This is a genomic window from Paludisphaera soli, from assembly GCF_011064595.1.
GTDB lineage: Bacteria > Planctomycetota > Planctomycetia > Isosphaerales > Isosphaeraceae > Paludisphaera > Paludisphaera soli.
On sequence record NZ_JAALJI010000014.1, the window covers coordinates 102,190 to 124,673 of the forward strand.

General features: G+C 67.1%; 21 protein-coding genes. 7 read left to right on the forward strand and 14 right to left on the reverse strand.

The annotated features are described in order from the left end of the window. The first annotated feature begins 19 nt into the window (after positions 1 to 19). The 3 genes from G6O68_RS18070 to G6O68_RS18080 are packed head-to-tail and all read left to right on the forward strand — an operon-like array spanning position 20 to position 1,644. Positions 20 to 559: a DUF1572 family protein gene (locus G6O68_RS18070; protein WP_165250037.1), complete on the forward strand. Its 540-nt coding sequence runs from the start codon at positions 20 to 22 to the stop codon at positions 557 to 559. A gap of 22 nt (positions 560 to 581) precedes the next feature. Continuing rightward, positions 582 to 1,151 carry a pyridoxamine 5'-phosphate oxidase family protein gene (locus G6O68_RS18075; protein WP_165250038.1) on the forward strand — a complete coding sequence of 190 codons (570 nt, stop codon included), beginning with the start codon at positions 582 to 584 and terminating at the stop codon, positions 1,149 to 1,151. Further along, complete coding sequence (locus G6O68_RS18080) at positions 1,126 to 1,644, forward strand: GNAT family N-acetyltransferase (protein ID WP_165250039.1); 519 nt, start codon at positions 1,126 to 1,128, stop codon at positions 1,642 to 1,644. The genes G6O68_RS18075 and G6O68_RS18080 overlap by 26 nt, the downstream gene beginning before the upstream one ends. A 7-nt stretch (positions 1,645 to 1,651) precedes the next feature. On the opposite strand, the gene G6O68_RS18085 is transcribed toward G6O68_RS18080, so the two are convergent. Next, positions 1,652 to 2,689, reverse strand: coding sequence for an ADP-ribosylglycohydrolase family protein (locus G6O68_RS18085; protein ID WP_165250040.1), 1,038 nt, complete (start codon positions 2,687 to 2,689; stop codon positions 1,652 to 1,654). A gap of 136 nt (positions 2,690 to 2,825) precedes the next feature. Here G6O68_RS18085 and G6O68_RS18090 point away from each other — a divergent pair, with 136 nt between their 5' ends. The 3 genes from G6O68_RS18090 to G6O68_RS18100 all read left to right on the forward strand — a co-directional run bounded on the left by G6O68_RS18090 (position 2,826) and on the right by G6O68_RS18100 (position 5,499). Continuing rightward, the gene (locus G6O68_RS18090) at positions 2,826 to 4,031 is read left to right on the forward strand and encodes a Gfo/Idh/MocA family protein (protein WP_165250041.1); all 1,206 of its coding nucleotides are present in this window, start codon (positions 2,826 to 2,828) and stop codon (positions 4,029 to 4,031) included. 44 nt (positions 4,032 to 4,075) lie between these two features. Then, positions 4,076 to 4,732, forward strand: coding sequence for an HAD family hydrolase (locus G6O68_RS18095; protein ID WP_165250042.1), 657 nt, complete (start codon positions 4,076 to 4,078; stop codon positions 4,730 to 4,732). Between the two features lie 80 nt (positions 4,733 to 4,812). Next, positions 4,813 to 5,499 (forward strand): HAD family hydrolase, encoded by a 687-nt coding sequence (locus G6O68_RS18100; RefSeq protein WP_165250043.1) that lies wholly within the window; start codon positions 4,813 to 4,815, stop codon positions 5,497 to 5,499. A 50-nt stretch (positions 5,500 to 5,549) separates the two neighbouring features. On the opposite strand, the gene G6O68_RS18105 is transcribed toward G6O68_RS18100, so the two are convergent. The 11 genes from G6O68_RS18105 to G6O68_RS18155 all read right to left on the reverse strand — a co-directional run bounded on the left by G6O68_RS18105 (position 5,550) and on the right by G6O68_RS18155 (position 19,299). Beyond that, on the reverse strand, positions 5,550 to 6,929 hold the full coding sequence (locus G6O68_RS18105; RefSeq protein WP_165250044.1) for a hypothetical protein: 1,380 nt from the start codon (positions 6,927 to 6,929) through the stop codon (positions 5,550 to 5,552). Positions 6,930 to 6,952: 23 nt separating this feature from the next. Further along, positions 6,953 to 8,407: a DUF1501 domain-containing protein gene (locus G6O68_RS18110; protein ID WP_165250045.1), complete on the reverse strand. Its 1,455-nt coding sequence runs from the start codon at positions 8,405 to 8,407 to the stop codon at positions 6,953 to 6,955. After that, positions 8,397 to 10,919, reverse strand: coding sequence for a PSD1 and planctomycete cytochrome C domain-containing protein (locus G6O68_RS18115; RefSeq protein WP_206108127.1), 2,523 nt, complete (start codon positions 10,917 to 10,919; stop codon positions 8,397 to 8,399). The genes G6O68_RS18110 and G6O68_RS18115 overlap by 11 nt, the downstream gene beginning before the upstream one ends. A gap of 364 nt (positions 10,920 to 11,283) precedes the next feature. Continuing rightward, positions 11,284 to 12,093 (reverse strand): succinate dehydrogenase/fumarate reductase iron-sulfur subunit, encoded by an 810-nt coding sequence (locus tag G6O68_RS18120; protein WP_206108128.1) that lies wholly within the window; start codon positions 12,091 to 12,093, stop codon positions 11,284 to 11,286. Between the two features lie 60 nt (positions 12,094 to 12,153). Beyond that, positions 12,154 to 14,070 carry a fumarate reductase/succinate dehydrogenase flavoprotein subunit gene (locus tag G6O68_RS18125; protein WP_165250047.1) on the reverse strand — a complete coding sequence of 639 codons (1,917 nt, stop codon included), beginning with the start codon at positions 14,068 to 14,070 and terminating at the stop codon, positions 12,154 to 12,156. 13 nt (positions 14,071 to 14,083) lie between these two features. Continuing rightward, entirely contained in the window at positions 14,084 to 14,719 is a 636-nt protein-coding gene (locus tag G6O68_RS18130) for a succinate dehydrogenase cytochrome b subunit (protein WP_165250048.1), read from the reverse strand. A 268-nt stretch (positions 14,720 to 14,987) separates the two neighbouring features. Continuing rightward, complete coding sequence (gene mce, locus G6O68_RS18135; protein WP_165250049.1) at positions 14,988 to 15,407, reverse strand: methylmalonyl-CoA epimerase; 420 nt, start codon at positions 15,405 to 15,407, stop codon at positions 14,988 to 14,990. A gap of 76 nt (positions 15,408 to 15,483) precedes the next feature. Next, positions 15,484 to 15,864: a biotin/lipoyl-containing protein gene (locus G6O68_RS18140; RefSeq protein WP_165250050.1), complete on the reverse strand. Its 381-nt coding sequence runs from the start codon at positions 15,862 to 15,864 to the stop codon at positions 15,484 to 15,486. Beyond that, entirely contained in the window at positions 15,861 to 16,193 is a 333-nt protein-coding gene (locus G6O68_RS18145) for a hypothetical protein (protein ID WP_165250051.1), read from the reverse strand. The genes G6O68_RS18140 and G6O68_RS18145 overlap by 4 nt, the downstream gene beginning before the upstream one ends. 15 nt (positions 16,194 to 16,208) lie before the next feature. Further along, positions 16,209 to 17,768, reverse strand: a complete 1,560-nt coding sequence (locus G6O68_RS18150; protein WP_165250052.1) for an acyl-CoA carboxylase subunit beta — start codon at positions 17,766 to 17,768, stop codon at positions 16,209 to 16,211. Between the two features lie 22 nt (positions 17,769 to 17,790). After that, positions 17,791 to 19,299, reverse strand: coding sequence for a methylmalonyl-CoA carboxytransferase subunit 5S (locus G6O68_RS18155; protein WP_165250053.1), 1,509 nt, complete (start codon positions 19,297 to 19,299; stop codon positions 17,791 to 17,793). Positions 19,300 to 19,660: 361 nt separating this feature from the next. Here G6O68_RS18155 and G6O68_RS18160 point away from each other — a divergent pair, with 361 nt between their 5' ends. Next, positions 19,661 to 20,059, forward strand: coding sequence for an acyl-CoA thioesterase (locus tag G6O68_RS18160; protein WP_206108129.1), 399 nt, complete (start codon positions 19,661 to 19,663; stop codon positions 20,057 to 20,059). Positions 20,060 to 20,074: 15 nt separating this feature from the next. On the opposite strand, the gene glpX is transcribed toward G6O68_RS18160, so the two are convergent. Together glpX and G6O68_RS18170 are read right to left on the reverse strand one after the other, a co-directional pair. Then, entirely contained in the window at positions 20,075 to 21,142 is a 1,068-nt protein-coding gene (glpX, locus tag G6O68_RS18165; protein ID WP_165250054.1) for a class II fructose-bisphosphatase, read from the reverse strand. A 76-nt stretch (positions 21,143 to 21,218) separates the two neighbouring features. Continuing rightward, entirely contained in the window at positions 21,219 to 22,034 is an 816-nt protein-coding gene (locus tag G6O68_RS18170; RefSeq protein WP_165250055.1) for an SDR family NAD(P)-dependent oxidoreductase, read from the reverse strand. Positions 22,035 to 22,484: the final 450 nt, after the last annotated feature.

Consider the following 22,484-nt stretch of genomic DNA (forward strand, 5'->3'; position numbering starts at 1 on the left):
GAGTCAGGAGATCGAGTCGATGCTGGAAGATCGAAACGCCGCCGGTCTCGCGTTCCTGGATGAGGCTCGGGTCCGCATCGAGGAAAGCGTCGGACTGATCCATCACTGCGTCGAGCAGATCGACGACGAGCAGATCTGGTGGCGTCCCCGAGGTGAGATGAACAGCATCGGGAACTTGCTGCTTCATGTCGCGGGAAATCTGCGTCAGCGGTTCCGGTCCGACATCGGCGGGGAAGCCGACGCTCGCGATCGCTTCGCGGAGTTCACCGAGCGAAGACACATCCCGATCGTCGACTTGCTGGCGACCTTCGACGCGTCCGTGGCCGACGCCCTGGCTCGGCTTCAGGCCCTGGGCCCCGAGGCCCTCGCCGAGACGAGAAGCACGAGGAGACTCGGCGGCGAGGCGGAGAAGAGCGTGCTCGCGATCGCTTTCCAGGCGATCAATCACCTGAGCGGACATGCCCAGGAGATTCTTCACATGACGCGGATGCAACTGGGGGGGAGCTATCGGTTTCGCAATCCGGGCGACGTCCCCCCCGAGATGCGTACCCCAGGTTGATCGACGACATGACGGAGGATGCATGGGCAAAACCTATCCAGAGATCGACGAACGTTTGGCCGAGTTCATCGCCAGGCAGCACCTCTTCTTCGTCGGGACGGCGCCGACGAGCCTCGACGGCCGTCTCAACATCTCGCCCAAGGGTCTCGACACTTTCCGGATCCTGGGGCCGACGACGGTGGCGTATCTCGACCTGACCGGGAGCGGCGTGGAGACGATCGCGCACCTGCGTGAGAACGGCCGCATGACGATCCTCTTCTGCGCGTTCGAAGGTCGCCCGCTCATCCTCCGGCTCCAGGGCCGGGGACGAGTCGTGGAGTTCGCCGACGCCGAATGGTCGGATATCGCGAACCGATTCCCCAACACGCCGGGAGCGCGCGCCGTGATCGTCCTGGATATCGACCGAATCGCCGACTCGTGCGGATTCGCCGTGCCGCTTTACGAATACCAGGGTGAAAGGACGCAACTCGTCGATTTCGCCCGCAAGCAGGGTGCGGAGGGGCTGGAGGTCTATCGACGACGGAAGAACTCGCGGAGCATCGACGGGCTCCCCGGCCTGGCGATGGGTGGAGCGCAGATCGATGAAGGATGAACGAAGCAGGGCGATCATCCTCCGGGAGGCGGTCGGCCGGGAGGACCTGGACAGAGTCCGTCGACTCCTGATCGATTACGCGGCGGAGTTCGCCCCCGCCATCCGCGAGTGCCTCGCACGGCAGGGCTTCGAAGCGGAGATGGAGGGACTTCCCGGTCGGTACGCCGCACCTGGGGGAGTCCTCTACCTGGCGATGATCGCGGAGACACCTGCGGGCTGCGTGGCGTTCCGAAAGGTCGGCGACAGCGACTGCGAGATGAAGCGTCTCTACGTCGCCCCTGGGTTCCGGTCGATGGGGTTGGGAGCACGCCTCATCGAGGCCGCGATCGAACATGCCGTTCGGCTCGGCTATCACCGCCTGGTCCTCGACTCGACACCCGAGATGTCCCGCGCCGTGGCCTTGTATCGATCGTTCGGCTTCGAGGAGGTCCAGCCCCATATCGCCGGTGATCATGCCCTGTACTTCGTCAAGCGACTCTCTGCCCGTGACTGAGCAAGCGTCAGAACGGAAGCAGCCTACGCAAGCCGTGGGCGAGTACGACCGGATAAAGCGCCAGGTTGCGGGACAGGGCGTGGACGGTCGAGTAGGAAGGCGTGGGTTCGACGACCCCCTGGGCACGAGCCGCCAGACACTCGCCCAAAGCCCTCAGATGGGACGGACCGAAAGGTCCGTCGTGAATGCGACCGAGCAAAGACGCCGGGAGTTTCTCGGGGCCGTGCAGCGCCCCGAGCCATGCGCCGAGGATGGCGGCGATGGAATCCGTGTCGCCCCCGGCGTGGATGGCTTCGGTCAGGGTCGCCATCGGCTCGTCGCCGAAACGCGCGAAGCAGAAGGCTGCGAAGGCCAGGGTGTGAACGACGTAGCCGGATGTGCCGCACGCCCGCGCCGCGTCCTCCGTCGTGCGAGCTGTCGTCGCAAGCTCGATCGCCCGTTCGAGGGCTGCCAAAAGGGTGCCATCCTCGACGACGTGGCAGGCTTCGCGAAGGATGGCGAGTCGTGAAACATCTCCAGGTCCAAGGGCGGCGAGGGCCGCCGTCTCGGCGACGAACACCGCCCCGTCGACGGCCCGAGGATCCCGGTGCGTGACTTCGGCCAGTGCACGAGCGAGTTCCCGGCGTCGATCCGGACGATCTCGCAGGAAGCCTCCCACGATCGCCGCCCGCATCGCCGCACCGTTTCCGGCCGACCGTACCCCCGTGGGTCGCAGCCCGAGACCGATTCGAAGACAGGAGAGGACCGTCGCCTTGCCGACCCCCCAGGGGAGGCGGCAGAACCAACCGAGCAGGGCTCTTCGGAAGTCCCGGACGCACGCATCGAAGTCGTCAGGATGGCGGGCGAGACTTTGGGCGACGAGAGCGGACTGCTCGGTGTCGTCGGAAACGAATCCTAGGGAACCGAGGAGCCGAAACCGATCCACCGTCCCGAACCGCCTCGCGATGGATCGGGCGGACATCCCCTCGCACGGCAATCCAAGCGCGTCGCCGAGCGCCGTGCCCAGGAGGATGCCCACGAGTCGATCGTCCGCGGGATAGGCCATTCTAATGCTCCTCGCCCTGTCCTACGACATTTGAAAGACGTCGTGACTGAGGCGTCTGGAAGGCCTGGTAATCGACCCGTCCTTGACTTACCATCGGCCCGTCCTCCTCAGCCCTCCCTCCCCAAGGAGCACGCCGATGTCGTCGAGACGAAACTTCCTGGAGACTTTCGGTGCCGGATCGTTGACCCTTGCCGCCGTGAGCAACGTCGGCGGATCCGCTCGGGCCCAGCAGCCGCCGGGGGCGGAGATCCTCGGCGCGGAAGGCGTGAAGACCTCGGCGAAGTCGGCGAAGGTCTGGAAGCCCATCTCCGACCGCAAGATTCGAGTCGGGATCATCGGCTACGGCGTCTGCCAATTCGGGGCCGCGTTCGGCTTCCAGGATCACCCCAACGTCACGATCACGGCCGTCAGCGACCTCTTTCCCGACCGTTGCGCCGGACTCGCCAAGGCGTGTCGGTGCGACAAGACCTACCCGTCGCTTGAGGAACTCGTCAAGGACGACTCGATCGAGGCGGTCTTCATCGCGACCGACGCTCCAAGCCATGCCCGACATGCGATCGAGGCCCTGAAGCACGGCAAGCACGTGGCCTCCGCGGTCCCCGCCGTCTTCGGCTCCCTGGACGAGGCGCATGCCCTGTACGAGGCCGTGAAAGCGAGCGGCCTCACGTACATGATGTTCGAGACCTCCGCCTTCCACGAGGACCTGCACGCCATGCGCCAGGCGTATCGAGCCGGAGCGTTCGGGAAGCTCGTCTACACGGAAGGCGAATATTATCACCACAGCGTCGAACAGATCCCTTCCTATCGCGAGTGGCGGGTCGGCCTGCCCCCGCAGTGGTATCCGACCCACGCGACGGCCTACTACGTCGCCGTCACGGGCGGGAGCTTCACCGAGGTGACGTGCAAGGCGATGCCGAGCGTTATGAAGAAGTTCCAGCCCGGAGCCAACAAGTACGGCAACCCGTTCGGCACCGAGATCGCGCTCCTCCGCACGAGCGAGGGCGGGGTGGCGAGGATGGGCGTGAGTTGGGACACCTTCGTACCAGGGAGCGAGACCGGCCGCATCTACGGCCAGCGCGGCTTCATGACCGGCCTGAGCTACCAGGGCGAGGAGAAGTCGCTCCCGGACCTGGCGAGGCCCGCGCTGCCCCCCGAGGTCGCCTCGGGCGGCCACGGCGGCTCGCACGGCTATTTGACCGATGAGTTCGTGTCGGCCATCCTGGAGAATCGCCGCCCGCTGGTCGATGTCGCGTCGGCACTCAACATGACCGTGGCGGGCGTGGTCGCCCATCAGTCGGCGCTGCAGGACGGCGAATCCCTCAAGATCCCCCAGTTCGCCTGAGCCTGGGACGGGCATCGGACCTCTCATGCGGGACGAGTTCGATCATGAGCTTTCGCGCGGTCCTCTTCGACCTCGACGGGACCCTCCTGGACACGCTGGAAGATATCGGGCGTTCGGCCAATCAGGCGCTCCAGGAGGGGGGATTCCCGCTCCATCCGATCGACTCGTATCGGCGGTTCATCGGCGACGGCGTGGCCATGCTCTTTCAGCGGGCGCTCCCTCCAGACGCGGCGCTCGACCAGGTCGCCGTGTCAACCTGCGTCGCGGCGTTCGGTCGCTTCTACGGAGACGGCTGGAACGTCGCGACTCGGCTCTATCCGGGGATCGCGGGTCTCCTGGACGCGCTCGCCGCCCGCTCGATCCCGACCGCCGTCCTATCGAATAAGCCCGATCACTTCACGCGGCGATGCGTGTCGCACCATCTCGCCGACTGGCCGTTCGCGGTCGTGCTGGGACAGCGGGAGGGGACGCCTCGCAAGCCCGACCCGGCCGGAGCGCACGAGATCGCCGAAGCCCTCGGCCTGGATCCCGCCGAGATCTTGTATCTCGGGGACTCCTCGGTCGACATGACGACGGCGAATCGAGCCGGCATGTTCGCCGTGGGAGCCTGTTGGGGATTTCGCGGCGTCGAGGAGTTGAGGGTCCACGGGGCCGTGGCGACCATCGCCGCGCCGGGAGAGCTTCTCCGACTGCTGGGGTAGCCGTGCGGCGAAGGCACACGAGTTGCACCGGGTGGGGCTTAGAGAATCACCAAGATTGACACCCACGCGGAGCCGATGACATGCCGCCCTATGAAGCCGTCCTTCTCGATGTGGACGGAACGCTCGTCGACAGCAACGACGCGCATGCCGAAGCCTGGGTCGTCGCCTTCCGCGACCACGGTTTCGAGGTCCCCTTCGAGAAAGTTCGCGAACGGATCGGCAAGGGCGGCGACAAGGTCCTGAGCGAGCTGGCCGATCTGAATGAGGCCGACCCCCAGGCCAAGGCCGTCCAGGAAGCTCGCTCCCGTCTCTTCCTCCAGGAATACGCACCGAAGCTGAAGGCGTTCCCGAAGGTCCGGGAACTGGTCCTCCGGCTCAAAGAGGCTGGCCTCAAAGTCGTCGTCGCCAGTTCAGCCCAGGAGAAGGAGCTTGAGAATCTCCTCAAGATCGCCGGGGTGGACGACCTGATCGAGGCCCAGACATCGTCCGACGACGCCGAGAACTCGAAGCCGGACCCCGACATCGTCCTCGCCGCCGTGGAGCAGACCGGCAAACCGGCGTCCAAGGTCGTGATGCTCGGGGACACGCCGTACGACGTCCAGGCGGCCGCCAAGGCCGGCGTCGACGTCATCGCGGTCCGCGCGGGCGGTTGGAACGACGAGGATCTGAAAGGAGCCGTCGCCGTCTACGACGATGTCGCCGACCTTCTGGCGCACTACGAGGATTCCCCCCTCGGGGCCGCGACTCAATCGGCTACGTCGCGTTGAACCGGGGCCGGCACGCCCACGCCTCGGAGGCGCGGCGGACCGCCCCCGATTCAGTCGCTCAGCAGCGTCTGGATCGCCTCCATCAGCACCTGTTCGACCTGCGGGGCGACAAGCGAGACGTGATGCGAGGTCTCGTATCCGCCCTGCGGATACGCCTCCTCGACGCCGATGTAGCCGGGCCCATAGTCACCGTAGGCGGCCATGGCGACGAAGAGGTCGGGACGGCGCTTCTGAGCCGCGAGTTGATACTCGACGAACAATTCGCCCGGCATCAAGAGCACGCGTCCCTTGCCGAGCTTGAGGCACGAGATATCGATGGTCTCACCGGCCTTGCAGCGGCGTACCCAGGCCAACTCACACGCGGCCTTCCAACGCTGCCTGCCCGGCAGGGCCTTGTCGGAGACGATCTCCGCCAGCTTGGCTTCATCCAGCTCGGGATCGACGGGCAGTGCGGTTTTGAGCGTACTCCACGCCAGATCGCCAGACGTGATCGGGGTCCTGACGGTGGCGGTCCAGGCCTTGTTCATGCCCTCTGCAACACGGTCGGCCAGGATCTGCCGATTCTCCGTCGAACCATCGTTGTACTTGCCCGCGGTGATGTTGCCGCCGGCGCCGTCGAAGTGGACGTGGAAGACCCCGGTGGCCTCCTGGCGTTGGTCTCGGGCGATGCCGGGGAAGTCGGGATTGGCGAGGCCCGTGCGGTAGTAGCTCTGAGGATGGGTCGCATAGAAGGTGAGGACCGCGACCGGATCCTCGCCGTCCCAGAGGCTGATCATCTTCAGCGCCGGATCGATGAGGCCCTCGGGCTTATCCCGGACTTTGGGATCCTTGGAGGCGGAATAGCGGACGTGCTCGACCTTCTTGCCGGAGGCGTCAAGGACGCGACGGTTCGACGCGACCTTTTCGACGACGCCCTCGCCCAGGCCGATGTGAGAGATCGGCCGCGCCTCGGCCACGGCCTTCTTGACCGCCTCGGCGGTCCGGGCGATGACGTCGCGGGCCAGGGCTGAATCGAAGTACTCGCCGTTGATCCCCTGTCCCGCGAGGATCGCATCCGAAGTGAAATCACAGATCGGGGCGTCGTGCTGGTGGAGGGTGTGGACCTGGACGCGCTCGACCGAGGTCCCCGCGGCCTTCGCGAGCGCCTCGCGGAACTCCCGCTGCCCGTCATTGGCCACGCCGATCCAGTCCAGGGCGCAGAGGACGACGGGCCCGCCCTCGCCGACGACCACGACGCCCTTGCAACTCAGCGGGTGGGCGACGCCCTTCGTCGGATCATAGGTCAAGGGGCTCCCCACCGGGGGCGTGGCGTCGACCGCGAAGACGCCCGCCTTCAGGGGCTGCGCGGCGACCGCCCGGGCGACGTTCGACGCGAGCATCACGGCCGACAGCGTGCCCAGCAGAGCGATCCGATAAGTCCATCGAAGCATGTGCGAAAGATCCTTGATAACGGTCAGGCGGAGTCGAGGATTTCTCGGACCACGCGGGCCTCGCGGCCGTCGATGAGGCGTTGGGCCCGTCCGCTCGACTGATAGGCGAGGCGATCGTGATCGAGGCCGAACAGGTGGAGGACGGTCGCCTGGAAGTCGTTCGGCGTGACGACGTTCTCGACCGCGCGGTGGCCGACCTCGTCGGTCGCGCCGAACGTCATCCCGGGCTTGACGCCGCCCCCCGCCATCCAGATCGTGAAGCCCTGCCCATTGTGGTCGCGCCCGGCGTTGGCGTCGAGGGCCCCCTCGACGACCGGGAGTCGGCCGATCTCCCCCCCCCAGTGGACGAGGGTGGTGTCCAGCAGGCCCCGCTGCTTGAGGTCCTTGACCAGGGCCGCGGAGGGTTTGTCGGTCCTTCGGCAGATCGCGGGCAGGCCCGACTGGATCCCGCCGTGGTTGTCCCAGGGCTGCCCGCCGAGGAAGATCTGGACGAAGCGCACGCCTCGCTCGACGAGCCGGCGTGCGATCAGGCACCGGGTCCCGTAGTCGCGAGTCGCGTCGTCGTCCAGGCCGTAGAGTTTCTGGATGGACCGCGGCTCCCGCGAGACGTCGAGGGCCTCCTTGGCGGCCACCTGCATCCGGGCGGCGAGTTCGAAGCTCTGGATCCGGGATTCCAGGTCCGCCTCGCCCGGATGCCGCGCCAGATGGCCTCGGTTCAGCCGGTCGAGGAATGCCAGATTCTGCTCCTGGAGGGATCCCTTCAGTTTCGGTGGCGGGTCGAGGTTCAGGATCCGCGGCTCCTCGGGTCGGAGCACCGTCCCTTGATAGAGGGGCGGCATGAAACCGCTCGACCAGTTTACTGGCCCGTCCACGGGATGGCCCCCCGGGTCGGAGAGGACCATGTAGGCGGGTAGTTCGCGAGACTCGCTGCCGAGCCCGTAGACGAGCCAGCTCCCCAGGGTCGGCCGGCCGGTCTGCGCCGGGATCCCGCCGTGGAAGAACCGTATCGAGACCTCATGGCCGTTGTGCCCGGTGTGCATCGAGCGGATCACGCACAGGTCGTCGACGCAATCGGCGATGTGCGGCAGGAGGGAGGACACCTCGGTCCCGGACTCGCCGTGCTTGGCGAATTTCCAGGGGCTCCCGAATAGCTTCTTGCTGGCCCGGTTGACGAAGCTGAAGCCGACCTCGCCCTCGTAATCGGTCCCGTGCTTCCGGGTCAGCTCCTCCTTGGGATCGAAGAGGTCGACGTGGGAGGGGCCGCCGTGCATGAAGAGGGAGATCATGGCGTTCGCCCGGGGGGCGAAGTGTGGCGGGCGCGGTGCCAGGCTCAGAGGATGGTTCTCGGGGACGAGCTTGCCCGGATCGGCGAGCAGGCCTTCCTCGCGGAGCAGCTGCGCCAGGGCCACGGCGCCCACCCCGAACGCCGAATTCGCCAGGAACGACCGGCGGGTTGAGAAGCGTTGGTCAGTCGACATACAAGAACTCATTCGAGTTGAGGAGCTGCTGGCAAAGGTTCGCGAGCGACGCCCGTTCGGGGTCCTTCCGGTTCGGGTCGCGTGCGAGTTCGACCCGCTGGGCGGCGAGGAAGTCGCGGGACGCCGCCACCTCCTCGTCCGAGGGTGGGCGTCGATAGATCGCCCGCCAGGCGGCGGCGATGCGACGATCCCGGGCGGACGGCTCCTCGCCCGGCGTCTCGTCCACGAGCCTCCCCGCGAGCGACTCGGCGTGCTTCAGGACGAACTCCCCGTTCATCAGCATGAGCGCCTGGGGAGCCGACGTCGCCTCGATCCTTCGTTCGCAGTTCACGCTCATGACGGGCGCGTCGAAGGTCGTCAGGAACGAGATCGGTCGGGAGCGTCGCGATTGGAGATAGACGCTGCGGCGCGGCGAGTCTCCCATCGCGTTCACGAGGCCGACGGAGTCCTCGACGACCGAAATGGATGGGCCGAAGAGTTGCCGATCGAGGCGTCCGGAAGTCTGCAACACCGCGTCTCGGATCGACTCCGCGTCGAGCCTGCGGACCGGGAAGCGACTGAGGAGTGCGGCGTCGCCGTCCAGCCGGTCCCGGAGCGAGTCGCGGAGGGAGGACTGGCGATAGACGCTCGAAGTCATGATCAGCCGATGGACCTTCTTCAGGCTCCACCCCGAGTCGGCCAGCTCGGACGCCAGCCAATCGAGAAGCTCGGGATGCGTCGGCTTGCCGCCTAGGGCGCCGAAATCGCCGGGCGTCTCCACGATCCCGCGGCCGAAGTGGTGCATCCAGATCCGGTTGGCGAGCGTGCGGCCCGTCAACGGGTGTCGGCCGCTCGTCACATGGCGTGCGAAGGCCAGGCGGCGGCCGGTGCTGGCGGCGTCGGGAACGGCGTCGACGATCTCGAATCGGGCCCCTTCCGGGGCCGCGATGGTGAGATCGCCCGGGGTCACCGATCGGGTCGGCTGACGGTGGTCGCCGCGGTGGAAGACCTTCGTCTCCGGCCGAACGCCCGACGTTTCGTCGAGAACGCCGACGAAGTCCTCGACCGGCTTCTCGGCTCGCTTCGCCGCCACGACCTCGTTGTCCTTTTTCAGCTCCTCGGCCGCCTTGGCGTTGTATTGATAAAGGACCCCGGCGGTGATGTTCAGGCTGGGGTTGCTTGCGATCAGGGCCTTCTGCTCGTCGCTACGCTTTTCCTCGGGGGTCGAGAGCGTTTCCCGGAGGCGGGCCTGAAGCGGCTCGGCGAACTTCTTCAGCTCGACCTCGAGCGCCTCGGCGAGGAATTTGTCCGTCTTCTCCTGCACGGCCTTCTGGAGGACGGCGGCTTCCGCCTCGACGGTCGCGGCCCTCTCGCGGTCGGCCGCCGTATAGAGCGAGACCAGACGTTGACCGGGACGACGCCAGTGGGCCGGGTCCAGGGCCGGTTCGAAGACGGCGCGGAGGCGGTAGTAATCCTCCTGGGAGATGGGATCGTAGCGGTGATCATGACACTGGGCGCAGCCGACGGTCAGGCCCAGGATAGTCGAGGCGACGACCTTGAGCGCATCGGCGACGACCTGATTCGAGGCCAATTCGAGATCACCGCCGCCGTTCGAGGTCCCGTCCGCGACCATTCGCAGAAAGCCGGTGGCGGCGAGGATCTCGATCTCGTCGGCCGACAGGCCGTCGCGGCGGTCGACGAGTTCGTCGCCGGCGAGCTGCTCTACGATGAACCGATCGAGGGGCTTGTCGGCGTTGAGCGAACGGATCACGTAATCGCGATATTTGTACGCGTAGGGCCGAGGCGTGTCGGCGCTGCCGTCGCCGTCGGAGTCGGAATAGCCGACGACGTCCAGCCAGTGACGCCCCCATCGTTCCCCGTAATGGGGGCTGGCGAGGAGTCGATCGATGAGCCGATCGTAGGCGTCGTCGTTCGGATCGTCGAGGAACGCCTGCACTTCCTCGGTCGTGGGCGGCAGCCCCGTGAGATCGAAGGTCGCCCGCCGGATCAAGGTCCTGCGGTCGGCTTCGGGGGAGAGATCGAGTCCCTTCTCGCGAAGCTTGGCAAGGATGAAGGCGTCGATCGAGGTTCGCGCGGGGGTCGCTTCTGCGGGTCGCGGAGGGGTCGGTTTGCGGATCGGCTGGTAGGCCCAGACCGCGCGATCCTCGGGCGTGATCGGGAGCCCCGGCGGGAGCTGGTCCGGCTCCTCGCGGATCGTGGGCGCCCCGGCGGCGATCCAACGCTCGATGACGGCGATCTGCTCGGCGGGGACTTTCTTCTCCCCGGGGGGCATCTCGCCCTCCTGCATCCGGACGAGGAGGTAGCTCGCGTCGGGATCTCCGGCGACCATGGCCGGGCCGCTCGTCCCGCCCTTCTCGGCGAACCGCCTGAGCCGAAGGTCGAGCTCCCCCTTCGTCGCCTCGCCTCCGTGACAGTCCAGGCAGTAGGTCCTCAGGATGGGCCGGACGTCTTTCTCGAAGGTCGAAGGTTCCTCACACCGTCCGGGCGCGCCCGCCAAGGTGGAGAGAATCACGGCCAAACCCATTGAACTCGCACTTCCAACGCGCGCCATGATGTTTCCTCGGGCTGGCAGGGCCACATCAACTTCGCGGTGAGGACCATGCTACGCAGGGACTCGTTGAATTATTGTTCAACGGAGCGTCCGGCACAACCCCTGGTCTTGCGGCTCGCTCACCGTCGTCAGTCGTTCGAGCGAGCCAGCTCACGGGCTCCGGAGGTTCGGGGGCCGAGGACCGCATTGACGGAGTGGCTTCGGATGGATGGGAAGTACCGGAAACGAGGGCCGGAGCGGCGTGGGTTGGAGATTGGTCGGGGCGTGGTAAAGCGAAAGCCCCTCGGCGCGAGAGCCGAGGGGCTTGGGGCAAGGCGTTCGACGATCAGCCGGCGCCGCCGGCCGCGGCGGACGCCCGGGGACGCTTGAGGCTGGCCTTCAGGTAATCGCGATTGAGCCTCGCGATGAAGGCCATGCTGATCTCCTTGGGGCAGACGGCCTCGCACTCGCCGTGGTTGGTGCAGTTACCAAAGCCTTCGCCGTCGGCCTGGTCGATCATCGCCAGGACCCGGGAGTCCTTCTCGGGGGCCCCTTGGGGCAGCAGGTTGAGGTGCTCGGCCTTGGCCGCGACGAAGAGCATCGCCGAGGCGTTCGGGCAGGCGGCCACGCAGGCGCCGCAGCCGATGCACGCGGCCGCGTCCATCGACAGGTCGGCGTCGTACTTGGGCACGGGGATGTTGTTGGCCTCCGGGGCGTTGCCGGTGCGGACGGAGATGTAACCGCCCGCGGCGACGATGCGGTCGAAGGCGCTCCGGTCGACCATCAGGTCTTTGACCACCGGGAAGGCCGAGGCTCGCCACGGCTCGATCGTCAAGGAGTCCCCGTCCTGGAAGCTCCGCATGTGGAGCTGGCAGGCGGTGGTGGCCTTGCGCGGGCCGTGCGGGCTGCCGTTGACGACCACGCCGCACTGTCCGCAGATGCCCTCGCGACAGTCGTGGTCGAAGGCGATCGGCTCGCGACCCGACTTGATCAGCCGCTCGTTGACGACGTCGAGCATCTCCAGGAACGACATGTCGGTGCTGATGTCGCGGGCTTCGTCTTTATAGGTCTCGAACCGGCCCGCGTCGCCCCGATTCCTCTGCCGCCACACGTTCAGGGTCAGGTTCAGGAGCTTCTCTTCGCCATGTCCGGCCATCGCGGATCCTCTCGGAGAAATCGCGGGTGAGAATGGAGTTCGCCACGATCCGGCGCCCCGTTACTTGTAGCTGCGCGTCTGCAGGTGGACGTTCTCGAACGTCAACGGCTCGACGTGGCGGACCGGCGTCGAGTCTTCTCCGGTGTATTCCCAGGCGGCGACATGGCAGAAATTCTCGTCGTCGCGACGGGCCTCGTGGTCCGGGGTCTGGTATTCCTCGCGGAAGTGGGCTCCGCAGGATTCCCGACGCTCCAGTGCGTCGAGGCAGAGGAGCTGGCCGAGCTCGATCAGGTCGGCCACGCGTCCCGCCTTCTCCAGCGACTGATTGATCTCACCGTCCGTGCCAGGGACCCGGACCCCCTTCCAGAACTCCTCCTTGAGCGCGGGCAGCTCGACCAGGGCCTTCTTCAGGCCCTCCTCGGAGCGTCCCATGCCGCTGTAGTTCCACATGATCTTGCCGAGTTCGCGGTGGAAGTCGTCGGCCGTCCGATCGCCGTTGATCCCCAGCAGCCGCTTCGAGCGTTCAGCGACCTCGGCCCGAGCCTCCTGGAACGCGGGGTGATCGATCCCCACCTTGTCAAAGGTCCGAACGGTGCCGAAGTAGTTGCCTAGCGTGTAGGGGATGACGAAGTAGCCGTCGGCGAGCCCTTGCATGAGCGCGCTGGCGCCCAGGCGATTCGCGCCGTGGTCGGAGAAGTTGGCCTCCCCGAGCACGAACAGACCTTCGATCGTGCTCATGAGGTGGTAGTCCACCCACAGGCCGCCCATCGTATAGTGCGACGCGGGATAGATCCGCATCGGCGACTTGTATGGGTCCTCGTCGGTGATCCGCTCGTACATGTCGAACAGGTTGCCGTACCGCTCGCGGATCGTGTCGACGCCGAGGCGATTGATCGCGTCGGCGAAGTCGAGATAGACGCCGAAGCCCGTCTTGCCGACCCCGCGTCCCTCGTCGCAGACCTCCTTGGCGGCGCGCGAGGAGATGTCTCGGGGCGAGAGGTTGCCGAAGGCCGGATACTTGCGCTCCAGGTAGTAGTCCCGCTCGTCCTCGGGGATCTGGTCGGGCGCCCGCTTGTCGCCCCGGGCCTTCGGTACCCAGATGCGGCCGTCGTTGCGGAGCGACTCCGACATCAGGGTCAGCTTGCTCTGGTGGTCGCCGGTCACCGGGATGCAGGTCGGGTGGATCTGCGTGTAGCAGGGGTTGGCGAAGGCCGCCCCCTTCTTGTACGCCCGCCAGATCGCCGTGCAGTTCGCGCCCTTGGCGTAGGTCGCCAGGTAGAAGACCGTGCCGTAGCCTCCCGTCGCCAGGATGACGGCGTCGGCCGCGTGCGACTCGATCTCACCCGTCTCCAGGTTCCGGACCACGATCCCTCGCGCCTTCCCCTCGACCTTGACGACCTGCTGCATCTCGTGCCGCGTGTACATCTTCACCGCGCCCAGGCCGACCTGCCGCTCCAGCGCCTGATAGGCTCCGAGGAGGAGCTGCTGACCGGTCTGGCCGCGGGCGTAGAAGGTCCGCGAGACCTGGGCCCCTCCGAACGAGCGGTTCGCCAGCAGGCCGCTGTACTCGCGCGCGAACGGCACGCCCTGGGCGACGCACTGGTCGATGATGTTGACCGACACCTCGGCCAGGCGATGGACGTTGGCCTCGCGGGCGCGGAAGTCGCCGCCCTTGATGGTGTCGTAGAAGAGGCGCTGGACGCTGTCGCCGTCGTTCTGGTAGTTCTTGGCGGCGTTGATGCCGCCCTGGGCGGCGATCGAGTGCGCCCGCCGGGGGCTGTCCTGGTAGCAGAAGCAGGAGACCTGATAGCCGAGCTCGGCCAGCGAGGCGGCGGCCGAGGCCCCGGCGAGTCCCGATCCCACGACGATCACGGAATACTTCCGCTTGTTCGCCGGGTTGATCAGCTTCATGTCGAACTTATGCTGCGTCCACTTGGTCTCCAGCGGACCGGGAGGGACGTTCGATTTCAGTTCCACGTTCGAGCTCCGATCACAGATGGAGGACGCCGGTCAGGACGGCGAGGGGGACGGTCGCGAAACCCACCGTGACCAGGATGGTGAAGATCGTGGCGACCGTCCGGCCCAGCGACCCGTAACGTCCCTCCGGGAGGCCGAGGGTCAGCATCATGCTCCAGACGCCGTGCCACAGGTGGAACGCCAGCATGGCCATCGCGGCGATATAGATGAGGCCGTTCACCCCGCCGAGTCCGGTCACCAGGTTGTGATACACGGCGCCTTCCTCGTAATCCGGATGCACCGTCCCGGTCGTCAGGTGGAGGATGTGATAGACGATGAACGCCAGGAGCAGGGGCCCGGTGAGAGTCATCGACCGCGAGGCGTAGCTCGACTCGCGCCACTTCCGCTGCCGGTAGCCCTTCGGCCGCGCCGTGTTGTTTCGACGCGTGAGGGCCAGGTACGCGAAGATGTGCATACCCACGAGCCCCAGCAGGCCGAGCCGGACCCCCCAGAGAAGCGCGGGCTCCTTGTGGAGCAGCGCCCCGTAGGCGTCGAGCGCCTCGGCCCCTTGATAGGCCTGGAGGTTGCCGAGCATGTGGCCCAGGGCGAACAGGGAGAGGAAGACGCCGGAGAACGCCATGATCAGCTTCAGCCCGATCGACGAGGTCAAGAACCTCTGGAGGCGCGATCGGGGGGCCGGCCTCCGTCCGGCGGCGGGACTCGAGGCAACCACGCTCATTTCGTGTTCCTATTCAACGAGGAAAAGGGCCGGTGGGACGCCGAGGCGACGACGCCTCCGGCTCGACGAATCGAGGTCGACGCGGACGGAGGGGGCCCGTTCCGCGCTTTCGCTTCATTCTATGCAGGGAGGTCCAGCCCGGGGAGGAATCGCCCCCACGATCGAGGCCTACAGGCGCCTCGATCCGGGCGGAAGGCTGTCAGTGCGGCTCCTTCACGACCTCGCAAAGCTCGGTCAGGACGCCGAACGTGCTTTTGGGATGGACGAAGGCGATCTGGAGGTGGTGCGACCCGGCGCGAGGCTTCTCGTCGACCATCCGCAGCCCTTTCGCCTTCACGTCGGCGATGCGGGCCTCGATGTCCTCGACTTCCAGAGCCACGTGGTGCAGGCCCTCGCCCTTCTTCTCCAGGAAGGCGGCCACGGTGCTCGTCGGGTCGGTCGGCTCGAGCAGCTCCATCCGTACGTCGCCGATCCGGAAGAAGCCGACCTTGACCTTCTGGTCGGCCACGACCTCCTCGCCCTCGAAGACGGCGCCGAGGACGTTGGTGTAGTAGTCCTTCTGGGCCTCGATCGACCGCACGGCGATCCCGATGTGGTTGACGGCCTTGACGGGCGTCATGACTGGCTCCTTGAAACGTCCCCGATCGGCGCCGGAAGGCGGCGGACGCATCGACCGCCGCCCGGCCCGGCCGGGGTTATTCGAATTCGATGAGGACCTGTCCCTGCTTCACGGCGTCGCCGGCGGCGACGTTGATCTTGGCGATCTTGCCGGCCGCGGGGGCCGTGATCGAGGTCTCCATCTTCATCGCTTCGATGACGACGAGCACCTCGTGGGGCTGGATCTTGGCCCCCACCTGCGCCTCGACGCGCGACACGGTCCCGGCGAACGGGCTGCGGCAGACCTTGGTCTCGTCGCCCACGGTCTCGACGGCGAGGGAAGGGGCGGGTGCCACGGGTGAGGCCGGCACGCGGACCTGGCCGATCGGCGGGACGAAGCCGGGCTTCGCCCGCTCGGGTTCCGAAACCTCGACGTCGACCTCGTACAGCTTCCCGTCTACGGTGATCTTGAGTTTCAAGGCTGACTCCTCGCCGTGCTCAGGGCGTGCGACGCCTGGATGGTGACCCGGCCTTGCTGGGCCCAGGCGGCGGAGCCGAGCAACTGAATCTGCCGGATGTGGGCTTTCTTGCCGAGGAAGGCCGCGATCGCCGCGCCGATGACGAGGATCGTCTCATCGCTCAGCACCGGGCCGTCCCGAGTCGGTTCCCCGGCCGAGGCCGAGTTCGAGGAGGGGCGGGGGGCGGCCGCCTCGAGGGCGGCGATCCGCTCGCCCATGCGGGCGAGTTCGGCCTGGATCGCGGCCAGGGCGCTCGCGACGTCGGCCAGGCTGGGCGTCTCCGTTTTCATGGGTCTCGCTCCAGCTCAGAGGGGGATCAGGCCGTGTTTCTTGGGCGGCCGCTGTTCGCGCTTGGTGCTGAGGTACTCGAGCGCCTGCGCCAGGTGGCGCCGCGTATCGGCCGGCTCGATGATATCGTCGACCAGGCGGCGTCCGGCGGACGCGAAGGGCGACGAGAAGGTCGCCTTGTACTGCTGAATCAGCTCGGCCCGCTTGGCGGCCTTGTCCTCGGCCTGGTCCATCTCCTTGCGGAAGACGATCTCCACGGCCCCTTCGGCGCCCATTACCGCGACCTCGGCCGTCGGCCACGCGAACACCCGGTCGGCGCCCAGGTCCTTCGATCCCATCGCCAGGTGCGCCCCGCCGTAAGACTTGCGGAGGATCACCTGGATCTTCGGGACGGTGGTCGCCGAGTACGCGAACAGCAGCTTCGCCCCATGGCGGATGATGCCGCCGTACTCCTGCTGGACGCCGGGGAGGAACCCGGGGACGTCGACGAACGTCACCAGCGGGATGTTGAATGCGTTGCAGAACCGGATGAACCGGCTCCCCTTGGTCGACGCGTTGATGTCGATGGCGCCGGAGAGGACCTGGGGCTGATTCGCCACGATCCCCACCGGACGCCCCAGGATCCGGGCGAAGCCGACGACCATGTTCATGGCGTAGCCGGCCTGGACCTCCAGGAAGTCCCCCTGGTCGACCACCGCGGCGACGACCTTCCGCACGTCGTAGGCCTGCTTCGGCTCGACGGGGACGATCGTGTTCAGCTCGGGGTTGGGGTCGACGTTGTTCGGGGCCTCGATGCGGGGCGGGTCCTCCAGGTTGTTCGACGGCAGGAAGCTCAGGAGCCTCCGGCAGAGGTACAGGGCCTCCTGATCGTCCTCGGCGACGAAGTGGAGGACGCCCGAGTTCCCCATGTGGGAGTCGGCCCCGCCGAGCGCGTCGGCGCTGATCTGCTCGCCCGTGACCTGCTTGATCACCTGCGGCCCCGTGATGAACATCTGGGCCTTGCGGGTCATGATGATGAAGTCGGTCAGGGCCGGCGAGTAGGCCGCCCCCCCCGCGCAAGGCCCGCATATCAGGGAGATCTGCGGCACCGCGCCGGACAGCGAGACGTTCGTGAAGAACACCTTCCCGTAACCCGAGAGCGAGTCGATCCCCTCCTGGACGCGCGCGCCGCCTGAATCGTTGATGAAGACGAACGGGCTCCCGGTGTGGAGCGACATCTCCATCACCTCGGCGACCTTCAGCGAGTGGACCTCGCCGGCCGAGCCCCCCAGGACGGTGAAATCCTGGCTCGCCAGGTGGACGAGGCGGCCGTCGATCGAGGCCGCGCCGGTCACCACGCCGTCGGCCGGGACTTCCTTGCCGAGCATGCCGAACTCGACCTGGCGGTGTCGCGCGAACAGGCCGATCTCCTCGAAGCTCCCCTCGTCCACCAGGGTTGCGACCCGTTCGCGGGCGGTGAGCTTCCCGTCCTTCTTCTGCTTCTCCAGCCGCGCCGGGCCGCCCCCCTCGCGGATGTGGGCCCTGGCGGCGCGAAGCTCTTCGACGAGCTTCTCCATCGATTTCGATTCCGTGCTCATGATCGAGTCTCGCTTTCTCGGGTCAGGCCGGTTGGACGGTCACCTTGTGCGTCTTGTCGCCGACCTGCACATCGTAGGTGACCGGGCCGGTGATCGACCCGGAGCCGTCGAGCCCCATGGCCCCGGGGCTCGCCGACTTGGACGCCGCGGTGGCCGGGCTCTTGCAAGGGTCCTTGGGGCCCTCGGCCCGGCGTGCGAAGAATTTGGGGGCGACCTGGGGGAACATGGCGTAGGTGAGGGTGTCCTCGGGGGTGCCGTCGTTGCCCGGCAGCGCCTTGGCGGCCCGGTCCAGGGCCTCCCATTCGGGCTTCAGCAGGTCGGCGGGGCGCTCGGTGATGGACGACTTCTTGGCGTGCTTCTCGGCCGCCGCGATCACCTCGGGGTTCCGCTCGGCGATCGTCTCGCCGTAGTATCCCAGCATCAGGTCGGCGAACTCGCCGGTCAGCGCCTTGTACTCGCCCATCAGGACGTTGAAGACGGCCTGGGTGCCGACGATCTGGCTCGAAGGCGTCACCAGCGGCGGATAGCCGGCGTCCTTGCGGACCCGCGGCACTTCGGCGAGAACTTCCTTCAAACGGTCGCCAGCCCCCTGCTGCTTGAGCTGGCTTTCCATGTTGGAGATCATGCCGCCGGGGATCTGGCTGTCGAAGATCTCGGTCTCGACGCCGTAGATCTTCGACTCGAACTCGGCGTAGCGGGGGCGGACCTTGGCGAAATGCTCCTTGATCTTGAGCAGCCGTTCCTTGTCCAGCCTGGTCTCGTAGCCCGTATCCCTGAGCATCTCGACGAGCGCCTCGGTCGGGTTGTGCCCGGGGCCGAGGCTGAGCGAAGAGATGGCTGTGTCCACGATGTCGGCCCCGGCCTCGATGGCCTTCATCAGGCTGACCATCGTCACCCCGGTCGTCGAATGGACGTGGACGTGGACGAGCGTGTCCTCGCCGCATTTCTCCTTGATGCCGCGGACGATGTCGAAGGCGGGCCGGGGGCGGAGGAGGGCGGCCATGTCCTTGAGGCAGATCGATTGCGCGCCCATGTCCTTCAGACGCTGGGCCAGCTCGACGAACTTCTCGACCGTGTGCAGGGGGGAGGTCGTGTAGCAGATGGTCCCCTCGGCCCACTTGCCGGTCCGCTTCACGGCGTCCATCGCGCGCTTCAGGTTCCTCGGGTCGTTCAGGGCGTCGAAGACCCGGAAGACGTCCATGCCGTTCTCGGCGGACTTGTCGACGAATCGATCGACGACGCCGTCTTCATAATGACGATAACCCAGCAGGTTCTGGCCCCGAAGGAGCATCTGGAGGCGAGAGTTGGGCATCAACTTGCGGAAAGTCCGCAGCCGGTCCCAGGGATCCTCGTTGAGGAAACGTATGCACGAGTCGTACGTGGCTCCGCCCCAGCACTCGACGCTCCAGAAGCCCGCCTGGTCGATATCCTCGCAAGCCGGGATCATGTCCTCCAGCGTCATGCGAGTCGCCAACAAGCTCTGGTGGGCGTCGCGGAGGACCAGCTCCGTGACCTCGACCATGCGTGACATCTTGCCAAACTCCTCTGCAAAGTTCCGGCCGCCTCGCCGTGCGTGTACACGCCCGGCTGCGAGCCGAGATTCCAACAAGGTCGGGGCGGACGGGGAGTCCGGTATGATCCGGGGCCGTGCGCGGCGGCTTGCGTCTCATCGGGAAGGGGAGGACGACCTGAGGTCAAGTGAGGACCCGCTCGCCAGAATCTCATCATAGACGACCCGGCAGGGGAGTGCTATATCACAGGAAGGCTTTCCGCTTCAATTTTTCGACATTGCAGTCAAAACCGAAGACACGATCGCGGCTCCCTGGTCGGGACGCAGCCAGGAAGCGCGAAACGACTCAACGGCGTGCAAGAGGCAGGGGGAGGAGGGATTCATGAAAAAAGTATCCCTGGACGTCATCGTCCGATCGACCGAGATCGATGTGAATGCGCACGTCAACAACGCCAAGTTCGTCGAGTATCTGGAATGGGGTCGCGAGGAGTGGTACGACCGCAACGACCTGGGCTACGATCGGCTGAAAGCCCTGGGTGCGACCACCGTGACGGTCAACGTCGACGTCAATTACCGCAAGGAATGCGGCCAGGGCGAGGTCCTGACGATCCTGACCCGTCCCGGTCGGCTGGGGAGGACCAGCTTCGTCTTCGATCAGGAGATTCGGAAGGCCGACGGCTCCGTCGCCGTCGACGCCAAGGTCACTTTGGTGACCATCGACCCCGAATCCCGCAGGCCGCGGGTCGTGCCCGACGAGCTGGGCGCGGCCCTCACGGCCTGATTTCGAGCGGCCGTCTCATTCCGCCCGGGGGTCCGCGCCCTCCTTCCGCAAGATCGGCGGAAGGCGATGGGCGGGGCGGCCGGGCTCGTGGACGCTGTCGGAGATCGGATTGAGGGTCTCCCAGCGATGCTCGGCCTTGATCGTGCGGATGGTCCCGGATCGGGAACGCATGACCACGGACTCGGTGGTCGCCCCATCGGGGCTGTACCGCACGCCGCGAAGGAGCGAGCCGTCGGTGATGCCGGTGGCGGCGAAGAAGACGTCCTCGCCTCGGACGAGGTCGTCGGTGGTGAGGATGCGGTCCAGGTCGAAGCCGGCGTCCAGCACCGCGCGTCGCTCCCCGTCGCTCTTGGGGCAGAGACGGCCCTGGATCTCGCCGCCCAGGCACTTGAGGGCCGCCGCGGTAATCACCGCCTCCGGGGTCCCGCCGATGCCATACAGGAGGTCGATGCCCGTGCCGGGGGTCGCCGCCGCGATCGCGCCGGCGACGTCGCCGTCCGTGATGAGGTAGACGCGCGCGCCGGCCGCTCGGACGCGGGCCATGACCTGGTGATGCCTTTCGCGGTCGAGGATCACGACGGTCAGGTCTTCGACCTCCATCCCTCGGGCGCGGGCGACGTTCCGAACGTTGTCCTCGATGGGAGCGGACACGTCGAGGACGCGGCCCCCTTCGCGGCCGGCGGCGATCTTCTCCATGTAATAACAGGGGCCGGGGTCGAACATCGTCCCCCGCTCGGAGACGGCGACGACGGCCACCGCGTTCGCCTGGCCGCCGGCGACGAGCTTGGTGCCGTCGATGGGATCGACGGCGATGTCGACCCGGGGGCCGTCGCCGGTCCCCAGGCGTTCGCCGTTGAACAGCATCGGCGCCTCGTCCTTCTCCCCCTCGCCGATCACGACGACGCCGTCGAACTGCATGGAGTTGAAGAGCAGGCGCATCGCGTCGACGGCCGCGCCGTCGGCGGCGTTCTTGTCGCCGCGGCCGACCCAGCGCGCGGCCGCGAGCGCCGCGGCCTCGGTGGTGCGTACCAGGTCGAGGGCCAGGTTGTGGTCCGGCGTGATCTGCGGTCGAGGCCGATTCATCGGTCGCCTCCTTGGCGCCGGGGGCTCGCGGCGGGGCGGGCGGGCCGCCGGGCCGCGAAGGGGACGGGGGCGGCGGTCAGGCCTGGGGATGCCAGCCGGCGTCGGCCCAGAGCTGGCCGCTGACGGCCGAATTGCAGATCAGGAAGTAGATCGCGTCGGCGATCTCCGACGGGGCGATCAGTCGGCGGAGCTGGGTGTAGGGGAGGATGTTCTTCTCGATGTACTCCTCGCCCAGTGCGCGGGTCATCGGCGTGTCGGTGTAGCCGGGGTGGATCACGGCGCAGCGGACGCCGAAATTGATGGCCTCCTTGGCGAGCGTCGAGGCGACGCCTTCCAGGCCCGATTTGGCCGCGGCGTAGGCGACCTGCCCGGAGTTCCCGTGGGACGAGACGGCGCCGAGGAAGATGATCGTGCCCTGGATCCCCTCGTCGGGATCCCAGGTCTTGCGGCCCCGCTTGTGGCGGTCCTGGGCGATCCGGGCGATGGTCTCGATGGCCCAGGCGGCGGGGGCGATCAGGTTGACCTCGGCGACTTCGCGGAACTTCTCCAGCGGGTAGGTCACGGCCTTCCCCGTCGCCTCGTCGATCTGGACGGCGAGCTGGTCCCGGCTCACGCCCGCGGCCGGGATGCAGATGCTGGGCGCGCCGTACTTGTCGGTTATCAGGTCGAAGGCGTGGGAACGGAAGGCCGGATCGGTCACGTCGCCGATGATCGCCTCGGCCACCGGCCGCTCCATGCGGTCGTTGATCGCCCGGGCCACGTTGATGACGCTCTCGCTGCTGTCGACCAGGCCGACGGCGCCCACGCCGCGCTCGGCCAGTTCCATGGCAACGGCCTGGCCGATGCCGCTGCCGGCGCCGGTGATGACGGCCGATTTCCCCTTGATGATCATGGCGAAACTCCCGAAGAACTGGCGGACTTTGTACGCCGTCGCTCGGCACTCCCCCCCGGGCCGGCGGGTGGGGGGCGACGGGCTCCCTCGCCCGATGGGCGACGGCGACTCGGTTTATCGTGGCAGATTCCCGGGGCCTGTCAAGGCCGTGGCGGAGTAAACGTTCAAGAATTTGTTTACCTGATGTTGGAGCTTCCGGCCCGTTCGCAAGGGCCGGAATCGACGCCTCCGGCGAAAATGGCGAAATGTCGGAAACTCGCCGAAGCCGCGCTTCCGCGATGGCCGAGGCCCTCCGGAACGGGTATCCTTGCACGAACAGAACACCCCGATGCGGTCGCCGATCGCGTCGCTCGGGGCCCCGCCTCCGATCGCGGGACGCGTCCAAGCGCCCGCGGACGACGAGCGGATCGCACATTTCCAGGGACCAGCGTCGTCGATGACCAGGCCTGG